Raw genomic sequence first — 15,834 nt, forward strand, 5'->3', positions numbered from 1 at the left:
CGTTTTTACAATCCGAGCCATTCTATGAAACACCCCTCGCCACGCCGCGCTGCGCTGGGTGCGGTGCTGGCCTTGGTGCTCTCTGCACCCTGGGCGCTGCCCGCCTTTGCGCAATCCTCCCCCTCGAAATCCGCAACGGCGTCGCCTTCCAACGGGACGCCGGCCGCCGAGAAATTCACCCTCAGCAATGGCATGACATTGATCGTGCAGCCCGACCGGCGCGCGCCGACCGCGGTCCAGATGCTCTGGGTCCGCGTCGGCTCGATGGACGAGGTGGACGGCACCTCAGGCGTCGCGCACGCGGTCGAACACATGATGTTCAAGGGCAGCAAGGCGCTCAAGCCGGGCGAGTTCTCCCGCCGGGTCGCGGCACTCGGCGGCCGCGAGAACGCCTTCACGACCCGCGATTACACCGGCTATTACCAGCAGATCCCGGTCGAAAAGCTGGAGCAGGTCATGAAGCTCGAATCCGACCGCTTCGCCAGCAACCAGTGGCCGAACGACGAGTTCAAGCGCGAGATCGAGGTGATCAAGGAAGAGCGCCGCATGCGCACCGATGACCAGCCGCGCGCCTTGCTCGGCGAGCAGCAGAACGCGGCGGTGTTCACCGCCTCGCCGTATCACCGCCCGGTGGTCGGCTGGATGAGCGATCTCGATGCGATGACCCCGGACGATGTCCGCGACTTCTTCGCGCGCTGGTACACGCCTGCCAATGCCGCGATCGTCGTGGTGGGCGACGTCGACGTGGCACAGGTCCGCGCGATGGCCGAGAAGTACTACGGTTCGATCCCGGCACGCGTGGTGCCGACCCGCAAGCCGCGTACGGAACCCGCACAGCGCGGGATTCGTCGCATCGAATACAAGGCGCCGGCAGAGCAGGCCTATGTCTCGCTCGCCTACCGCGTGCCCCAGATCGATACGGCCGACACCTTCAAGGGCGACGTCGATCCCTACGCGCTCGTGGTGCTGGCGGCGGTTCTCGACGGCTATCCGGGGTCGCGGCTCGATCGCGCCTTGACGCAGGGTCCCAATCGGGTTGCGGATTCGGCAGGTGCCTACTCGGGCTTCGTCGGCCGCGGGCCGCAACTGTTCGTGCTCGATGGTGTGCCGGCCGCTGGGAAGACCGCTGAAGCGGTCGAGGCGGCGTTGCGCGCCGAGGTCGCCAAGATCGCCCGCGACGGCGTCGGCGAAGCCGAGCTCGCGCGCGTCAAGACCCAGTGGGTCGCGAGCGAAACCTACAAGCTCGACTCGGTCATGGCGCAGGCGCGCGAACTCGGCAGCAACTGGGTGCAGGGGCTTCCGCTCGACGCGAGCGTGCGCATCATCGAGCGGCTCCAGAGCGTCACCGCGGAGCAGGTGAAGGCCGCAGCCGCCAAGTACTTCGGTGATGACCAGCTTACGGTTGCCACGCTGCGTCCGCTGCCGCCCGAGGCGAACCGTCGTCCGCGGGGATTCGCCGCGCCGATGGGTGAAATGCGTTGATGGAAGGCCCGAGATCCATGTTCAAGTTCCCGACAAGCGGCCTTCGCGCCATTTTCTTCGGCGCCACAGTGCTGATGGGCGCGAGCGTCCAGGCCGCCATTCCGATCCAGCAGTGGACCTTGGCGAACGGCGCCAAGGTCTATCTCGCCGCCACCAACGCATTGCCCATCGTCGATGTGCAAGCGGATTTCGACGCCGGCTCCCGCCGCGATCCGGCGGCCCAGGCCGGCCTTGCCAACGTGACCGCCACGATGGTCGAGAAGGGCATTCGCGCGAGCGGCGGCGACCCGGCGATGGACCAGAACGCCCTGGGCGAAGCCTGGGCCGACCTCGGTGCGAACTTCGATGTGAGCGCCGGCGGCGAGCGCACCAGCTTCACGCTGCGTACGCTGGCACAGCCCGCGCTGCTCGACAAGGCGGTGCGACTCGCCGCGCGCCAGATCGGCGAGCCGGCATTTCCGGCAGACGTATGGGGCCGCGAACGCGAGCGGCTCAATGCGGCCATCAAGGAAGCCAATACCAAGCCCGCCACCGTCACGGAGAAGGCCTTCGCGCAGGCGGTCTACGGCACGCATCCCTACGGCGTGGAGACGACCGAAGCGACGCTCGCGCAGATCGACGTGGCGACGATGCGCAAGCGCTACGAGCAGCTCATCGTGCCTTGCCGGGCCAAGATCAGCATCGTCGGCGCCGTGACCCGCCCGCAGGCGGAGGACATTGCCAAGACGTTGCTGTCGCGCCTGCCCTCATCGGCATCGTGCCCGGAACTGCCCGCGGTGCCCGAAGTGGAGCCGCTTGCCGCCGCGAAGGAAACGCGCATCCCCTTCGATTCCGCGCAGGCGCACGTGCTCATCGGCCAGCCGGGCTACCGGCGCGCCGATCCGGACCACTTCGCGCTGAACCTCGGCAACTACGTGCTCGGCGGCGGTGGCTTCGTTTCGCGCCTCACCGAGCAGGTGCGCGAGAAGCGCGGGTTGACCTACAGCATCTACAGCGGCTTCTCGCCGGGCCTGCAGGCGGGCGCATTCCGCATCGGTTTCCAGACGCGGCCGGACCAGGCCGAAGAAGCGGTCAGGGTCTCGCGCGAGGTGCTGGCGAAATTCGTTGCCGAAGGGCCGACCGAAGCCGAGCTCAAGGCGGCGAAGGACAACCTGATCGGCGGGTTTCCGCTGTTGCTCGACAGCAATCGCAAGTTGCTTGGCAACGTCGCCAACATCGCCTGGTACGACCTGCCGCTCGACTACCTGGAAACCTGGACGGCTCGCATGAACGCGGTCACGGTGGCGGACGTCAAAGGCGCGTTCGCGCGCAAGCTGCAGCCGGAACGCATGGTGACGGTCATCGTCGGCGCCAAGCAGCCCTGAAGGCGCGAAGGCATCGAAGGCGCAATACGCGCCTTCGATGCCGTTAAGCTTTGGGCGTGAAACCCGCGCCCCGAAAAACCGCCCCCGCCAAGTCGCCTTCCGTCGCAGCCAAGCTTGCCAAGGCGCCGCATTTCGTCCGCATCATCGGCGGCGAATGGAAACGAACCCGCCTCGCCGTTGCCGACAAGGCCGGCCTGCGTCCCACGCCCGACCGGGTGAGGGAGACCCTCTTCAACTGGCTCGCCAGCGTCGCAGGCGCCGGCGGTGGCAATTTGCCCGGATGGCGTTGCGTCGATGCCTTCGCGGGCACCGGCGCGCTCGGGCTGGAAGCCGCCTCGCGGGGAGCCGCGTCGGTGCTGCTGTGCGAGCAGGATCCGGCGCTCGTCGCGCAGTTGCAGGTGCTCAAGACAAAGCTCTCTGCCGAAGCGGTGCGTGTCGAGCGCGGTAACGGCGTCACTGCGCTGGAGCGCACGCCCGCCGGCAGTCTTCATGCCGTCTTCCTCGATCCACCGTTCGACAACGCGGGCCTCTACGCGCCCGCATTGAGTGCGGCTGTGCGCGCGCTGCGGCCAGCCGGCGTGATCTACCTCGAAGCCGCGCGGCGCTGGAACGACGAGGAGCTCTCCTCGCTCGGCCTCGTCGTGTACCGGCATCTCAAGGCCGGTGCGGTGCATGCGCACCTTCTGCAGCGCGCCGCGGACGCGGCTGCATAATCCGCCGAAACACAGGGCCGCGAGCGGCTGCATGAGAGGAGCAACCATGACCAGCAACGTGATCGCGGTATATCCCGGCACATTCGATCCGATGACGCTCGGCCACGAAGACGTGGTGCGGCGTGCAACGCAGCTTTTCTCCAAGGTCATCGTCGCCGTCGCCGCTGGCCATCACAAGAAGGCGCTCTTCACGCTGCAGGAGCGCATCGACATGGCCCGCACTGCGGTGAGCGCCTACAGCGATCAAGTGACCGTCGAGAGCTTCTCGGGGCTTTTGCGCGACTTTGTCGTCGCGCGCGGCGGCAAGGCGATGGTGCGCGGACTGCGCGCGGTAACCGACTTCGACTACGAATTCCAGCTCGCGGGCATGAACCGTTCGCTGATGCCGGAAGTGGAGACGGTGTTCCTCACGCCGAGCGACAAGTACCAGTTCATTTCCAGCACCTTCGTGCGCGAGATCGCGATGCTCGGCGGCGAAGTCGACAAGTTCGTCTCGCCAAAGGTGCAGGAAGCCCTGCTCGCCAAGGTGCGCAGCCAGGGATGACATGAACGCCGCTGCATTGCCTCGCCTGCATCCCCTCGGCGAGGCGGCGCTGGTGTGCGAGTTGCCGCCGCCCGCGACGCTCGCGCAGCAGCAGCAGATCTGGGCTCTGGCTGCCGAAGCCGTGCAATGGCATGGCGTGAGCGAAGTGCTGCCCGGCATGAACAACCTCAGCCTGCTCTTCGATCCCGAGCAGATCGATGGCGTCGAACTCGAGATGCAGGTGCTGTCTGCGTGGCCGCAACTGGCGGCGGCAACCGTCGAGGGGCGGCGCATCGAGATCCCGGTGGTCTATGGCGGTGAGTGGGGGCCCGATCTGGCCGATGTGGCCGCGCACACGGGCCTCACGCCGGCGGACGTGGTCCGGCGGCACTGCGAAGGCGACTACGTCGTGTACCTGCTCGGGTTCTTGCCGGGCTTCGCGTTCATGGGCGGGCTCGCGCCGGAACTCGCCACGCCGCGTCGTGCGGCGCCACGCGTGGCCGTGCCGACCGGTTCGGTCGGAATCGGTGGCGAGCAGACGGGCATCTACCCGATGGTCTCGCCTGGTGGATGGAACCTGATCGGCCGGACCTCCGTGCCGCTGTTCGATCCGGGCGCCGATGCGCCGACGCTGCTGCGTCCCGGGGATCATGTCCGCTTCGTCGCGGAAAGGGTGGAGCTTTGACCGGCGCGGTCACGGTCCTGCGCCCGGGCATGCTGGCTTCGGTTCAGGACCTGGGTCGGCATGGCCATCGGCAGCTCGGCATCTGTCCCGGAGGTGCGCTCGACACGCTGGCGCTGGTGCTGGCAAATCGCCTGGTCGGCAATCCCGACGGTGCGGCGGGGCTGGAGCTCACCATGGGCGGCTGCGAACTGCGCTTTGAGTCGCCGACGCGCGTCGCGTGGGCCGGCGACGACTTCGACGCCCGGCTCGACGGCCGACCGGTCTGGCCGGGTTGGAGCGTACCGGTACGCGCTGGACAGATCCTCAAGTTCGGACGTGCCAATCGGTCGCGCGAGAAGGCGGGCATCCGCACGTGGCTGGCGGTGGCCGGGGGCATCGACGTGCCGGTGATCCTCGGGTCGCGCAGTACCGATCTGAAGGCCGGCTTCGGCGGCCACCAGGGCCGTGCCCTGAAGGCTGGCGACACCCTCGCCTGCGGCCCATGTCCGCTCACGAAGGCCCAGTTGGAAAGCCGGTCGTTCGGCGCCCGCATGCCGCCGTGGCGCATCGATCCGACGGATGGCGCCATCGAGCTTCGCATCATCCCCGGGCCCGAACTCGAGCTTTTCACGGTCGCGTCGCGAGAGCAGCTCTGGCGCGATGCGTGGCGGATCACACCGCAGAGCAACCGCATGGGAAGCCGGCTCGAAGGCCCGGAGCTCAAGCGCAAGCGCAACGGGGACATGCTGTCGTCGGGCGTGATTCCCGGCACGATCCAGGTGCCGCCTTCGGGCCAGCCGATCGTGCTGATGGGCGATGCCCAAACCACTGGCGGCTATCCGCGCGTCGGCGTGGTCATCCGAGCCGATCTCTGGAAGCTGGCGCAGGCGCCGCTCGATGGCCGCCTGCGCTTCCGCGTGGTCGATGCCGGCGAGGCGCTCGCGGCCTGGGACGAACAGAAGCGCTATCTCGCCCACCTCGCGCAAGGCCTGGCGTCGATGGGGTGGCTTGCGCCGGCGCAGAATTCCATCCATGGAGAAACGCATGCGGATTGATCTCAATGCCGACCTGGGCGAAGGGTGCGACAACGATGAAGCGCTGCTCGGACTGGTGAGTTCGGCCAACATCGCCTGCGGCTGGCACGCGGGCGATGCGCGCACCATGCGCCAGTGCGTGCGCTGGGCCATCGACAAGGGCGTGGCGATCGGTGCACATCCGAGCTTTCCGGACCGCGAGAACTTCGGCCGCAGCACGATGAATCTCCCGCCCGAGGAAATCGTGGCCGGCATGCTCTACCAGATCGGCGCGCTGGCGGCGATCGTGAAGGCCGAGGGCGGAACGCTCGCGCATGTGAAGCCGCACGGCGCGCTCTACAACCAGGCGGTGAAGGACCCGGTGCTGGCCGATGCGATCTGCGAGGCGGTGCGGCGTTTCGATCCGAAGCTGCGCTTCTTTGGCCTCGCCGGCAGCGGCATGATCACGGCGGCCGAGCGCGCGGGGCTCACGCCGGTCGAGGAGGTCTTCGCCGACCGCGGCTACCAGCCCGACGGCAGCCTCGTCCCCCGCAGCCAGCCCGGTGCGCTGATCGAGGAGGAAGAGCAGTCGCTCGCCCAGACGCTGTCGCTGGTGCGCGACCACCAGGTGACCGCGATCGACGGCAGCGTGGTGCCGGTCAATGCGCAGACGGTGTGCCTGCACGGCGACGGCGCGCATGCGCTGGCCTTTGCGCGACGCATCCGCGAACGGCTCGCGGCAGAAGGCATCACCGTCGCCGCCACCGCCTGAGCGATCCGGCGCACATCGTGAACATCCTCCTGACTGGTTTCGAGCCGTTCGACAAGGATGCAATCAATCCGTCGTGGGAAGCGGTGCGCGCGCTGGATGGCGCGCGCGTCGAAGACGCCACGGTGCATGCGCGGCGCATCTCGTGCGTGTTCGGCGCGGCCTTGCACGAGCTCGATGCGGCCATCGACGAGCTTCGACCGCAACTCGTCATTGGCGTCGGCCAGGCGGGCGGGCGCAGCGAGATCACGCCAGAGCGCGTCGCCATCAACATCGACGACGGCCGCATCTGCGACAACGCCGGCTGCCAGCCCATCGACGAGCCTGTGGTCGCGGGTGCGCCGGTGGGGTACTTCTCGAGCCTGCCGATCAAGGCGATCGTGCGCGACCTGCGTGCGGCGGGGATTCCGGCGGCGGTGTCCAACTCGGCGGGCACCTTCGTCTGCAACCACCTGTTCTTCGGATTGATGCACCGCATTGCGACCCGGCCGGTGCAGGGGATGCGCGGCGGGTTCATTCACATCCCCTATCTGCCGGAGCAGGCGGCACGGTTGCCGGGAATGCCGAGCATGTCGCTCGACGCGGTGGTCGCCGCGCTGCGGATCGCCGTTGCGACCTCAATGAACCTGCGCGAGGACGTGCGCGAAACGGGCGGCCGGTTGCACTAGGTGCGTCTCGTCACGCGGCTTCGATGACGCGTTGCACCCAAGGGCCGAGCGTCGCGTTGACGAAGGCCGGCTTCTCCATCGTGAGCATGTGGCCGCATTCGGCGACCCAGACGAGTTCCGCGTGCGGCATCAGCGACGCGATCTCGCGGGAGCACTCCGGCGGCGTGAGGCGATCGCCGTCGCCGCAAAGCACGAGCGTCGGGCAGCGCAGATTCGCGAGATGCGGTCTTGCGTCGGGCCGCGCCATCAGCGCGCGGTTCTGGCGGATCAGTTGCGCGGCGCCGGCGTCGAGGACCAGGTCGACATAGCGCCGGACGAGCGCCGCGTCGCGCGCCTGCGCAGGATGAAATGCGAAGGCCGCGTTGAGCTCGATCACGTCGCGCGCCTCGCCGCGCTCGAAGAGTTCGATCGCCGATTCCCGCAGCTCGGCCATGTCGGGTGTCTCGGGCCGCGCATTGGTGCCGAGCAGGGCGAGTCCGACGATGCGATCGGGCGCCTGCCTGGTTGCCTCCATCGCGATCATGCCGCCCATCGATGCGCCGCAGAGAACCAGCGGACCGGGGTGCTCTGCGAGCAGCGCCGTCGCCATGGCCTCGATGCGGTCGTGGCGCATGTGCACGTCGGTGACGCGGACATCGAGTGTTGGGCGCAGGACGGGCAACTGCGCTTCCCAGAGGCGCTCGTCGCAGGCGAGCCCAGGCAGCAGGACAAGACGTGGCATGCGCAGATTCTCCGCGATCGCATGCGGACATCGCGACGTCACCCCGAGCGCGGACAATAGGCGCCAATGCCCACCACCGAACTCATCCTGATCCGCCACGGCGAAACCGACTGGAACCGCGAACTCCGCTTTCAGGGCCACATCGACGTGCCCCTCAACGACATGGGCCACGAGCAGGCCCGACGGCTCGGCCTGCGGCTGGCCGGTGAGTCCGTGCAGTACCTCGTTTGCAGCGATCTCATGCGTGCGCAGCAGACGGCCGCGCCGGCGGCGCAGCAGCTCGAACTGGCGATCGCGACCACGGTCACGCTGCGCGAGCAGAACTTCGGGGTGGTCGAGGGCATGCGAGCCGAGGAGATCCAGACACTGCATCCGCGCGCGTGGGAAGACTGGCTGCAGTTCCGCGAGGACCATGCAATGCCCGAAGGCGAGTCGCCAAGGCAGTTCCACGGGCGGATCATGGATGCGCTCGGCAGCATCGCCACGGCACATTCGGGTCGGAGCGTGCTGGTGGTGACGCACGGCGGCGTGCTCGACATGGTCTGGCGAACCGCCCGTGGGCTGGGCCTGAACGGTCCGCGCCAGAGCGAGATTCCCAACGCGGGTTTCAACCGCATTCGCCTTGCCGACGCTTCCGCGCCGGATCGCATCGAGATCGTCGACTGGGCCGACACGCGGCACTTGGCCGACCTGCCGGCCCAACCGACCTACGACCAGCGGCGTCATCTGAAGAAGAAGTAAGCGCAGCGGCAGCATCCGGTAGCGCTATCAGCGCGCCTAGAATGGCGCGCATGAGCAAAGATGGCGCCGCCCCCGTTCGCCGTAACCGCCGTGGCAGCGGCGCGGTCACTCTGCACGACGTCGCGAAGCTCGCCGGCGTGGCGCCGATCACCGCGTCGCGTGCGCTGAGCTCGCCTTCGCAGGTGTCCGCCGAGGTGCTCAGGAAGGTCACCGACGCCGTCAGCCGTACCGGCTATGTGCGCAACGTGCTCGCGGGCGGGCTGGCATCGACGCGCAGCCGGCTCGTCGCGGCGGTCGTGCCGACGATCGCGGGGCCGGTGTTCCTCCAGACGGTGCAGTCGCTGACCGAGGCGCTCGGCGAGCGTGGCTACCAGCTCATGCTGGGCCAGAGCGGCTATGTGAATTCGCGCGAGGATGCGCTGCTCGAAGCCATCATCGGCCGCCGGCCCGACGGCATCGTGCTCACCGGCATCATGCATTCGCCCGAAGGGCGCAAGCGGCTGCTGGCGGCGGGCATTCCGGTGGTCGAGACCTGGGATCTCACGCCGACTCCGCTGGACATGCTGGTAGGCTTTTCGCACGTCGAAGTGGGGCGCAAGGTCGCCGAATTCCTGCATGCCAAGGGACGCCGGCACCTCGCGGTGGTCGCGGGCGATGACGAACGTGCGCGCAGGCGGCACGGCGCTTTCTGCGACGCCGCGCGCGCGGCCGGCTTGCCCGAGGTGCCGATCAAGCGCGTGCCTGCGCCGACGACGCTGAAGAGCGGCCGTGCGGCGCTGGCCGAGCTGCTCGACGAGCATCCAGGCATCGATGCTGTGTTCTGCAGCTCGGACCTGCTGGCGCTGGGCGTGATGATCGAAGCGCAGTCACGCGGCATCCCGGTGCCCGGCCAGCTCGCGGTCGTCGGCTTTGGCGATCTCGAATTCGCGGCCGATCTGCAGCCCGCGCTGACCACGGTCCGCATCGACGGTGCCGCCATCGGCCGCCAGGCCGCGCAGTTCATCGTCGAGCGCGCGGAAGGGCGCCCGGTCGACCAGCGCGTGGTCGACATCGGCTTCTCGATCGTCGAGCGCGACAGCGCCTGATCCGCGTAAACCCTAGGTTCGAACCCGTTGTCGAATTGCACGGTAGCGCTATCATTCAGATTCCTAAGATAGCGCTACCATCGAAAGAGAGACATCCACCATGACCCTCGGGAAATTGATTGCCGCGTGCTCCATCGCTCTCGCTGCCGCGACCGGCGCCCACGCGCAGGACTGGCCGCAAAAGACGGTAAGCATCATCGTTCCCTTCCCGGCCGGCGGTTCGACCGACATGGTCGCCCGTGCCATCAGTCCCAAGCTCGGCGAAAAGCTGGGCCAGAGCTTCATCGTCGACAACAAGGCCGGCGCGACCGGCACGATCGGCACGACGCAGGTCAAGCGCTCGCCGCCGGACGGCTACACCTTCCTCGTCAGCTCGCTCGGTCCGCTGGTGATCGCGCCGCACCTCATCAAGGGCCTTCAATACGACGCGCTGAAGGACTTCGATGTCATCACCGTCGCGGTGCAGGCGCCCAACGTGCTGGTCGTCCCGGCCAACTCACCGCACAAATCGGTCGCAGACGTCATCGCCAATCTGAAGGCCAATCCCGGCAAGATGACCTTTGCGTCGTCCGGCAACGGATCGAGCGACCACCTGACGGCCGAACTCTTCTGGCAGCAGACAGGAACGCATGGCCTGCACGTGCCGTACAAGGGCGGTGCGCCGGCCATCACCGACCTGCTGGGCGGCCAGGTCGATGCGTCGTTCCAGAACGTCAACGCGGTGGTGCAGTACATCAAGGGCGGCAAGCTCAAGGCGCTCGCGGTCACCGGAGACAAGCGCTCGCCGGTTCTGCCCGATGTGCCGACCATTGCCGAAGCCGGCGTGAAGAACGTCGACGTCTATTCGTGGCAAGCCATCGTCGCGCCCAAGGGCTTGCCCACGGCGGTCCGCGACAAGGCGCACAGCGCGATGGTCGCGGCCCTCAACGATCCGACCGTGAAGAGCCAGTTCACCGCCATCGGTCTCGAAGTCGTCGCCAACACGCCGGCGCAGTTCGCCGCCTTCCAGCAACAGGAATACGCCCGCTGGAAGAAAGTGATCGAGACCGGCAAGATCACGATTGATTGAGACCGCCCCCAGCCTCGCGCACTTCGTGTCGCTCTGCACCCCCTCGAGGGGGCGCACCCGGCGGCCCGGCGGAGCCGGTTCCGCGGGTGCCTGCGAAGGGGCCTGCTGCGCGGCCGCTGATTGACCTTCTTTTCTTGAGAGCCTCGACCATGTCCACTTCAACGCCCAAGATCACCGACCTGCGGGTGATTCCCGTCGCGGGGCGCGACGGCATGCTGCTGAATCTCAGCGGTGCGCACGGCCCGTTCTTCACCCGCAACCTGCTGATCCTCACCGACAGCGCCGGCCGCACCGGCGTGGGCGAAGTGCCCGGTGGCGAGAAGATCCGCCAGACGCTCGAGGATGCGCGCGATCTCGTCGTCGGGCAGACCCTCGGTGCCTACCAGGGCGTGCTGCAGCGCGTGCAGAAGAAGTTCGCCGACCGCGATTCCGGCGGACGCGGCTTGCAGACCTTCGACCTGCGCACCACGATTCATGCAGTCACCGCGATCGAATCCGCGATGCTCGACCTGCTCGGTCAGCACCTCGAAGTGCCGGTGGCTGCGTTGCTTGGCGAAGGCCAGCAGCGCGATGCGGTCGAGATGCTCGGCTATCTGTTCTTCGTCGGCGATCGCGACAAGTCCGATTTGCCGTACGCGCGCGAGCCGGAGGCCGACAACGACTGGTTCCGCCTGCGGCACGAGAAGGCGATGACGCCCGAGGCGATCGTCCGCCTGGCTGAAGCGGCGCGCGAGCGCTACGGCTTCAACGATTTCAAGCTCAAGGGCGGGGTGCTGCGCGGCGACGAGGAAGTCGATGCCATCGTTGCGTTGCACGAGCGCTTCCCCGAGGCGCGCGTCACGCTCGACCCGAACGGAGGCTGGCTGCTGAAGGACGCAATCCGCCTCGGCCATCGCATGCGCGGCGTGGTCGCCTATGCCGAGGATCCCTGCGGCGCGGAGGAGGGCTTTTCCGGACGGGAAGTGATGGCGGAATTCCGCCGCGCCACCGGCCTGCCGACCGCGACCAACATGATCGCCACCGACTGGCGGCAGATGGCGCATGCGCTCTCGCTGCAGTCGGTGGACATCCCGCTGGCCGACCCGCATTTCTGGACCATGGCGGGCTCCGTGCGCGTCGCCCAGACCTGCCGCGACTGGGGGCTCACCTGGGGTTCGCACTCCAACAACCATTTCGACGTGTCGCTCGCGATGTTCACCCACGTCGGCGCCGCCGCGCCGGGCCGCGTGACCGCCATCGACACCCACTGGATCTGGCAGGACGGCCAGCGGCTGACCAAGGAGCCGCTGCGCATCGAGGGCGGCATGGTGCAGGTGCCGAAGAAGCCCGGCCTCGGCATCGAGCTGGACATGGCCGAAGTCGAGAAGGCGCATCAGCTTTACAAGCAGCACGGCCTCGGTTCGCGCGATGATGCGGTTGCGATGCAGTGCCTGATCCCCGGCTGGAAGTTCGATCCCAAGCGACCGGCCTTCGATCGCTGAGCCTGCCGACCGCTCGACGACACGACAAGGAGACGACATGAGAGAAAACCCCCTGCGGACGCTCTGGAAATCGGGAGGCGCCGCGGTCAATGGCTGGCTCGCGATTCCCAACGGCTTTTCGGCCGAGACCATGGCTCACCAGGGCTGGGATTCACTCACCATCGACCTGCAGCACGGCGTCGTCGACTACCAGTCGATGATCCCGATGCTGCAGGCGATCTCCACCACCGAGACCGTGCCCGTGGTGCGCGTGCCGTGGCTAGACCCGGCGGCGCTGATGAAGACGCTGGATGCCGGCGCCTACGGCGTCATCTGCCCGATGATCAACACGGCCGACGAAGCCGCGCGCCTCGTCGCCTACACGCACTACGCGCCGCGCGGCACGCGCAGCTTCGGTCCGATCCGGGCCTTGCTCTATGGCGGCTCCGACTACCCGCAGCATGCGAACGACACCATCGTGACCTTCGCGATGATCGAAACGGCGCAGGCGCTTGAGAACCTCGACGCCATCATGTCGGTCGAAGGGCTCGATGCGGTCTACATCGGCCCTTCGGATCTTTCGCTCGCATTGGGCTGCCGGCCGGTGTTCGACGATGTCGATCCGCCGGTCGCGCAGGCGATCGACCACATCCTCGAGCGCGCGAAGGCGCACGGGCTCGTCGCCGGCATTCACAACGGCACGCCCGATGGCGCGCTCGCACGCATTGCCAAGGGCTTCCAGTTCGTCACCGTGAGTTCGGATGCGCGCCTCATGGCCGCGGGCTCGCAGCAGGTGCTCGCGAAGATGCGCGCCGCACAACCGGCCGCCGGCTCAACTTCTTACTGAAAGGACCATTGATCATGAAGATCGGATTCATCGGACTCGGCATCATGGGCGCGCCGATGGCGCAGAACCTCCTGCAGGCCGGCCACGAAATGTTCGTGCGCACGCGTAGCAAGGTGCCCGAGGCACTCAAGGCCGCGACCGCCTGCGCGAGCAACGCCGACGTGGCGCGCGCGGCGGACATCGTGATCCTGATGCTGCCCGACACGCCGGACGTCGAGCAGGTTCTCTTCGGCGAAGACGGCGTGGCCTCGGGCCTCTCGAAGGGCAAGACGGTGATCGACATGAGCTCGATCTCGCCGATCGACACCAAGCGCTTCGCCAAGAAGATCAACGAACTCGGCTGCGACTACCTCGACGCGCCGGTCTCGGGCGGCGAAGTCGGCGCCAAAGCCGCGAGCCTCACGATCATGGTCGGTGGCGACGAAGCGGTGTTCGAGCGCGCCAGGCCGCTGTTCGAGAAGATGGGCAAGAACATCACGCTGGTCGGTGGCAACGGCGACGGACAGACCACCAAGGTGGCGAACCAGATCATCGTGGCGCTCAACATCGCGGCGGTCGGCGAAGCGCTGCTGTTCGCGAGCAAGGCCGGCGCGGACCCGGCCAAGGTGCGCCAGGCGCTCATGGGCGGCTTCGCGGCCAGCCGCATCCTCGAAGTGCACGGCGAGCGGATGATCAAGCGCACCTTCAATCCGGGCTTTCGTATCGGCCTGCACCAGAAGGATCTGAACCTTGCGCTTGCAGGCGCGAAGGCCATGTCGGTGGCGCTGCCGCAGACCGCGTCGGCCGCGCAGCTCATGCAGTCCTGCGCCGCGCATGGATGGGACCAGCTCGACCACTCGGCGCTGGTCAAGGCGCTCGAGCAGATGGCCGCACACGAAGTCGCGAAGGGCTGAATTCAGGCGGGCAGGCCGAGGCGGGCGTAGACCGCCGATGCCTGCCGCCGCAGTCGCCGCGATTCGGGTTGGCGATTGACTTGCTGCTGCAGGATGCCCTGCGCACCGGCGAGCGAGCTGCCCGTACCTTTGCGGATGAGCGCGTCGAGATAGACCTGCTCGAAGAGATCGCGCTGCGCATGGCTGCCGCCGATCTCGACCAGGCGCGGCAGCGCCTGCCCCAACGCCTCGATCGCGGTCGCGTGCTCCCCGCGCGCATGCGCGAGCAGTCCGCGCGCGGCCGGTACGCACACGCGTTGCCATGCGCTGCGTGTCGAGCGCGGCGCATTCGGCGCGAAGTCTTCGATGCGCTGCAGCAGCGTGTCCGCCTCCGGTCGCCGAGCACGCGCGAGACCGTAGAGGTACTGCAGGTCGAGAAAGGGCAGCACATGGTCATCGAGCCGATGCGCAAGATAGCCGCCCACGTCCTGCCAGCGATCGCCCACGTCGATGCCCGCCAACTCGAACCGCGCCAGCAGCGACACGGCGCCGATCTGGTCCTGCGAGTATTCCTTGACGACGCCCCATACGTGGTTGTCGTAGACCGCCAGCGCGTCCGCGTCACGTCCCAGGTCGATCAGGAAGAGCGCGACGTGCCACCAGTTGTGCGTGACCATGAAGGAGTTGAGTCCGACCCAGGTGTCGCTCACGCCCTGCATGAAATCGAGTCCCTCCGCGAGCCGGCCTTCGGTGAGCATCACGTGGGCGAGCGCGTGATGCGCCCAGGGCTCCTTGCGCTCCATTGCGATCGCGCGGCGTGCACTGGCTTCAGCCTCGCGCATCCGGTGGCACTGCTCATGGCCGAATGCGGCCATCCCGTGCAGATAAGGGATGTCGCCGGCGTGCGGCAACGCCGTCAACGCCAGGCGCAGCATGCCCGGGCAATCGCCGACGTTGAAGCAGTGATACTGCCCGAGCTTCAGCGAAGCGAGGTCGCGCGGATGCTCCTTCGCCTGCTCCTCGTGCAGCGCGATGGCGCGCGTGATGTCGCCTTCGGCCCATGCGGCGATGGCTGCGATATAGCGCCGTTCACGTGAAGTCGCGCGGGCTGAAGCGGCTTGCGCGCGATCGATGAAGGGACGCGCGTTCGCGGCCGCATCGCCCGACTCCGCGAACAGATGCAGCGTCGCGCAATACGCCTGCACGATGGGGCTCGGGTCGCGCGCGGCGGCCAGAACATCCACCGCGCGTGCCTCGCACGAGATGAAGCCTTCGATGAAGGCATTGACCGCGCGCAGGCTCGTCGGGTCATCGAGGCTGAGCGGATTGCCGAGGCTGTCGGAGAGGCGGGGCGCTGAACTCAAGGCGGCTCCTGGCGTGGATCGATCGGGGAAGCAGCCATGTTGCCACGCCCGGCGTTCACACGCCGGCTTGCTGGTGTCGATATTCCTGCGTTCGTCCGCCGTAGCCGTAGGCGGCAGCACGCGCGTCGATCAGGTGCACATACGAGACTTCGTGCAGGTTGCTCCTCAATGCGGCCATCGCTGCGTACACCTCGCGCACGTAGCGCGCCTTCTCCGCCTTGGTGTTGGTCTCGTCAGTGATGCTGATGTCGAGATGGAAGGCGGACCTTCCCTGCTCGGCGAGTGATTGGCCGCCGATGAACCAGGCATCGGACGAGATGTACTGCACGGTGACGGCGATCACCGGCAGCTTCTTGTCGAGCACGGTCTGCGTCAGTTCCGCAACCTTGTCGACCACGCGCCGCGTGAGGGTCGTGTCGGGATTGCCGGACAGATGGATGACGATGTGGGGCATGGTGGCGTCCTTTCTGCGTTGGGTG

Annotated in this window: 17 protein-coding genes; 14 read left to right on the plus strand and 3 right to left on the minus strand. The window is 67.5% G+C overall.

Translation table 11 applies throughout. The annotated features are described in order from the left end of the window. Positions 1–24: 24 nt before the first annotated feature. Genes BLW05_RS12590 through pcp form a run of 8 tightly spaced genes read left to right on the plus strand, consistent with a single transcriptional unit; the run spans position 25 to position 7,196 of the window. Complete coding sequence (locus BLW05_RS12590; RefSeq protein WP_093162915.1) at positions 25–1,482, plus strand: M16 family metallopeptidase; 1,458 nt, start codon at positions 25–27, stop codon at positions 1,480–1,482. 17 nt (positions 1,483–1,499) lie between these two features. Continuing rightward, positions 1,500–2,846: a M16 family metallopeptidase gene (locus BLW05_RS12595; RefSeq protein ID WP_093162917.1), complete on the plus strand. Its 1,347-nt coding sequence runs from the start codon at positions 1,500–1,502 to the stop codon at positions 2,844–2,846. A 56-nt stretch (positions 2,847–2,902) separates the two neighbouring features. After that, a complete protein-coding gene (locus BLW05_RS12600; protein ID WP_177142634.1) occupies positions 2,903–3,559 on the plus strand; it encodes an RsmD family RNA methyltransferase in 657 nt (218 codons plus the stop codon). A 46-nt stretch (positions 3,560–3,605) separates the two neighbouring features. Further along, positions 3,606–4,103: a pantetheine-phosphate adenylyltransferase gene (coaD, locus tag BLW05_RS12605; protein WP_093162921.1), complete on the plus strand. Its 498-nt coding sequence runs from the start codon at positions 3,606–3,608 to the stop codon at positions 4,101–4,103. Between the two features lies 1 nt (position 4,104). Next, positions 4,105–4,767 carry a 5-oxoprolinase subunit PxpB gene (gene pxpB, locus BLW05_RS12610; RefSeq protein ID WP_256330240.1) on the plus strand — a complete coding sequence of 221 codons (663 nt, stop codon included), beginning with the start codon at positions 4,105–4,107 and terminating at the stop codon, positions 4,765–4,767. Then, positions 4,764–5,801, plus strand: coding sequence for a 5-oxoprolinase subunit C family protein (locus tag BLW05_RS12615; protein ID WP_256330241.1), 1,038 nt, complete (start codon positions 4,764–4,766; stop codon positions 5,799–5,801). Before pxpB ends, BLW05_RS12615 begins: the two co-directional genes overlap by 4 nt. Further along, positions 5,791–6,531, plus strand: a complete 741-nt coding sequence (gene pxpA / locus BLW05_RS12620; protein WP_093162923.1) for a 5-oxoprolinase subunit PxpA — start codon at positions 5,791–5,793, stop codon at positions 6,529–6,531. Before BLW05_RS12615 ends, pxpA begins: the two co-directional genes overlap by 11 nt. Positions 6,532–6,545: 14 nt before the next feature. Further along, complete coding sequence (pcp, locus tag BLW05_RS12625) at positions 6,546–7,196, plus strand: pyroglutamyl-peptidase I (protein ID WP_093163184.1); 651 nt, start codon at positions 6,546–6,548, stop codon at positions 7,194–7,196. A gap of 10 nt (positions 7,197–7,206) precedes the next feature. Here pcp and BLW05_RS12630 read toward each other — a convergent pair whose 3' ends face one another. Beyond that, on the minus strand, positions 7,207–7,917 hold the full coding sequence (locus tag BLW05_RS12630) for an alpha/beta fold hydrolase (RefSeq protein WP_177142635.1): 711 nt from the start codon (positions 7,915–7,917) through the stop codon (positions 7,207–7,209). 66 nt (positions 7,918–7,983) lie between these two features. Here BLW05_RS12630 and BLW05_RS12635 point away from each other — a divergent pair, with 66 nt between their 5' ends. The 6 genes from BLW05_RS12635 to glxR all read left to right on the plus strand — a co-directional run bounded on the left by BLW05_RS12635 (position 7,984) and on the right by glxR (position 14,012). Then, a complete protein-coding gene (locus BLW05_RS12635; RefSeq protein WP_093162925.1) occupies positions 7,984–8,658 on the plus strand; it encodes a histidine phosphatase family protein in 675 nt (224 codons plus the stop codon). A gap of 50 nt (positions 8,659–8,708) precedes the next feature. Beyond that, positions 8,709–9,743, plus strand: a complete 1,035-nt coding sequence (locus BLW05_RS12640) for a LacI family DNA-binding transcriptional regulator (RefSeq protein WP_177142636.1) — start codon at positions 8,709–8,711, stop codon at positions 9,741–9,743. Between the two features lie 100 nt (positions 9,744–9,843). After that, positions 9,844–10,812: a Bug family tripartite tricarboxylate transporter substrate binding protein gene (locus BLW05_RS12645; RefSeq protein WP_093162929.1), complete on the plus strand. Its 969-nt coding sequence runs from the start codon at positions 9,844–9,846 to the stop codon at positions 10,810–10,812. Positions 10,813–10,961: 149 nt separating this feature from the next. After that, positions 10,962–12,293 carry a glucarate dehydratase gene (gene gudD / locus BLW05_RS12650; RefSeq protein ID WP_093162931.1) on the plus strand — a complete coding sequence of 444 codons (1,332 nt, stop codon included), beginning with the start codon at positions 10,962–10,964 and terminating at the stop codon, positions 12,291–12,293. A 37-nt stretch (positions 12,294–12,330) separates the two neighbouring features. Continuing rightward, the gene (locus BLW05_RS12655) at positions 12,331–13,119 is read left to right on the plus strand and encodes an HpcH/HpaI aldolase family protein (RefSeq protein ID WP_093162932.1); all 789 of its coding nucleotides are present in this window, start codon (positions 12,331–12,333) and stop codon (positions 13,117–13,119) included. Positions 13,120–13,133: 14 nt separating this feature from the next. Next, the gene (gene glxR / locus BLW05_RS12660) at positions 13,134–14,012 is read left to right on the plus strand and encodes a 2-hydroxy-3-oxopropionate reductase (RefSeq protein ID WP_093163187.1); all 879 of its coding nucleotides are present in this window, start codon (positions 13,134–13,136) and stop codon (positions 14,010–14,012) included. Between the two features lie 2 nt (positions 14,013–14,014). On the opposite strand, the gene BLW05_RS12665 is transcribed toward glxR, so the two are convergent. Both BLW05_RS12665 and BLW05_RS12670 read right to left on the minus strand, forming a co-directional pair. Continuing rightward, positions 14,015–15,355 (minus strand): tetratricopeptide repeat protein, encoded by a 1,341-nt coding sequence (locus BLW05_RS12665; RefSeq protein WP_093162934.1) that lies wholly within the window; start codon positions 15,353–15,355, stop codon positions 14,015–14,017. Between the two features lie 55 nt (positions 15,356–15,410). Then, the gene (locus BLW05_RS12670) at positions 15,411–15,809 is read right to left on the minus strand and encodes a tautomerase family protein (RefSeq protein WP_093162935.1); all 399 of its coding nucleotides are present in this window, start codon (positions 15,807–15,809) and stop codon (positions 15,411–15,413) included. Positions 15,810–15,834: the final 25 nt, after the last annotated feature.

Origin of the sequence: Variovorax sp. YR216, assembly GCF_900107745.1 — a bacterium.
Classification (GTDB): Bacteria; Pseudomonadota; Gammaproteobacteria; order Burkholderiales; family Burkholderiaceae_C; genus Variovorax.

What these genes read in the sequence shown, in the direction of transcription:
- pxpB (WP_256330240.1), top strand. Translation starts at nt 4,105, where the DNA reads ATGAACGCCGCTGCATTGCCTCGCCTGCATCCCCTCGGCGAGGCGGCG.
- pxpA (WP_093162923.1), top strand. Translation starts at nt 5,791, where the DNA reads ATGCGGATTGATCTCAATGCCGACCTGGGCGAAGGGTGCGACAACGAT.
- BLW05_RS12635 (WP_093162925.1), top strand. Translation starts at nt 7,984, where the DNA reads ATGCCCACCACCGAACTCATCCTGATCCGCCACGGCGAAACCGACTGG.
- BLW05_RS12640 (WP_177142636.1), top strand. Translation starts at nt 8,709, where the DNA reads ATGAGCAAAGATGGCGCCGCCCCCGTTCGCCGTAACCGCCGTGGCAGC.
- glxR (WP_093163187.1), top strand. Translation starts at nt 13,134, where the DNA reads ATGAAGATCGGATTCATCGGACTCGGCATCATGGGCGCGCCGATGGCG.
- gudD (WP_093162931.1), top strand. Translation starts at nt 10,962, where the DNA reads ATGTCCACTTCAACGCCCAAGATCACCGACCTGCGGGTGATTCCCGTC.
- coaD (WP_093162921.1), top strand. Translation starts at nt 3,606, where the DNA reads ATGACCAGCAACGTGATCGCGGTATATCCCGGCACATTCGATCCGATG.
- BLW05_RS12590 (WP_093162915.1), top strand. Translation starts at nt 25, where the DNA reads ATGAAACACCCCTCGCCACGCCGCGCTGCGCTGGGTGCGGTGCTGGCC.
- BLW05_RS12670 (WP_093162935.1), bottom strand. Translation starts at nt 15,809, where the DNA reads ATGCCCCACATCGTCATCCATCTGTCCGGCAATCCCGACACGACCCTC.
- BLW05_RS12655 (WP_093162932.1), top strand. Translation starts at nt 12,331, where the DNA reads ATGAGAGAAAACCCCCTGCGGACGCTCTGGAAATCGGGAGGCGCCGCG.
- BLW05_RS12645 (WP_093162929.1), top strand. Translation starts at nt 9,844, where the DNA reads ATGACCCTCGGGAAATTGATTGCCGCGTGCTCCATCGCTCTCGCTGCC.
- BLW05_RS12595 (WP_093162917.1), top strand. Translation starts at nt 1,500, where the DNA reads ATGTTCAAGTTCCCGACAAGCGGCCTTCGCGCCATTTTCTTCGGCGCC.
- BLW05_RS12630 (WP_177142635.1), bottom strand. Translation starts at nt 7,917, where the DNA reads ATGCCACGTCTTGTCCTGCTGCCTGGGCTCGCCTGCGACGAGCGCCTC.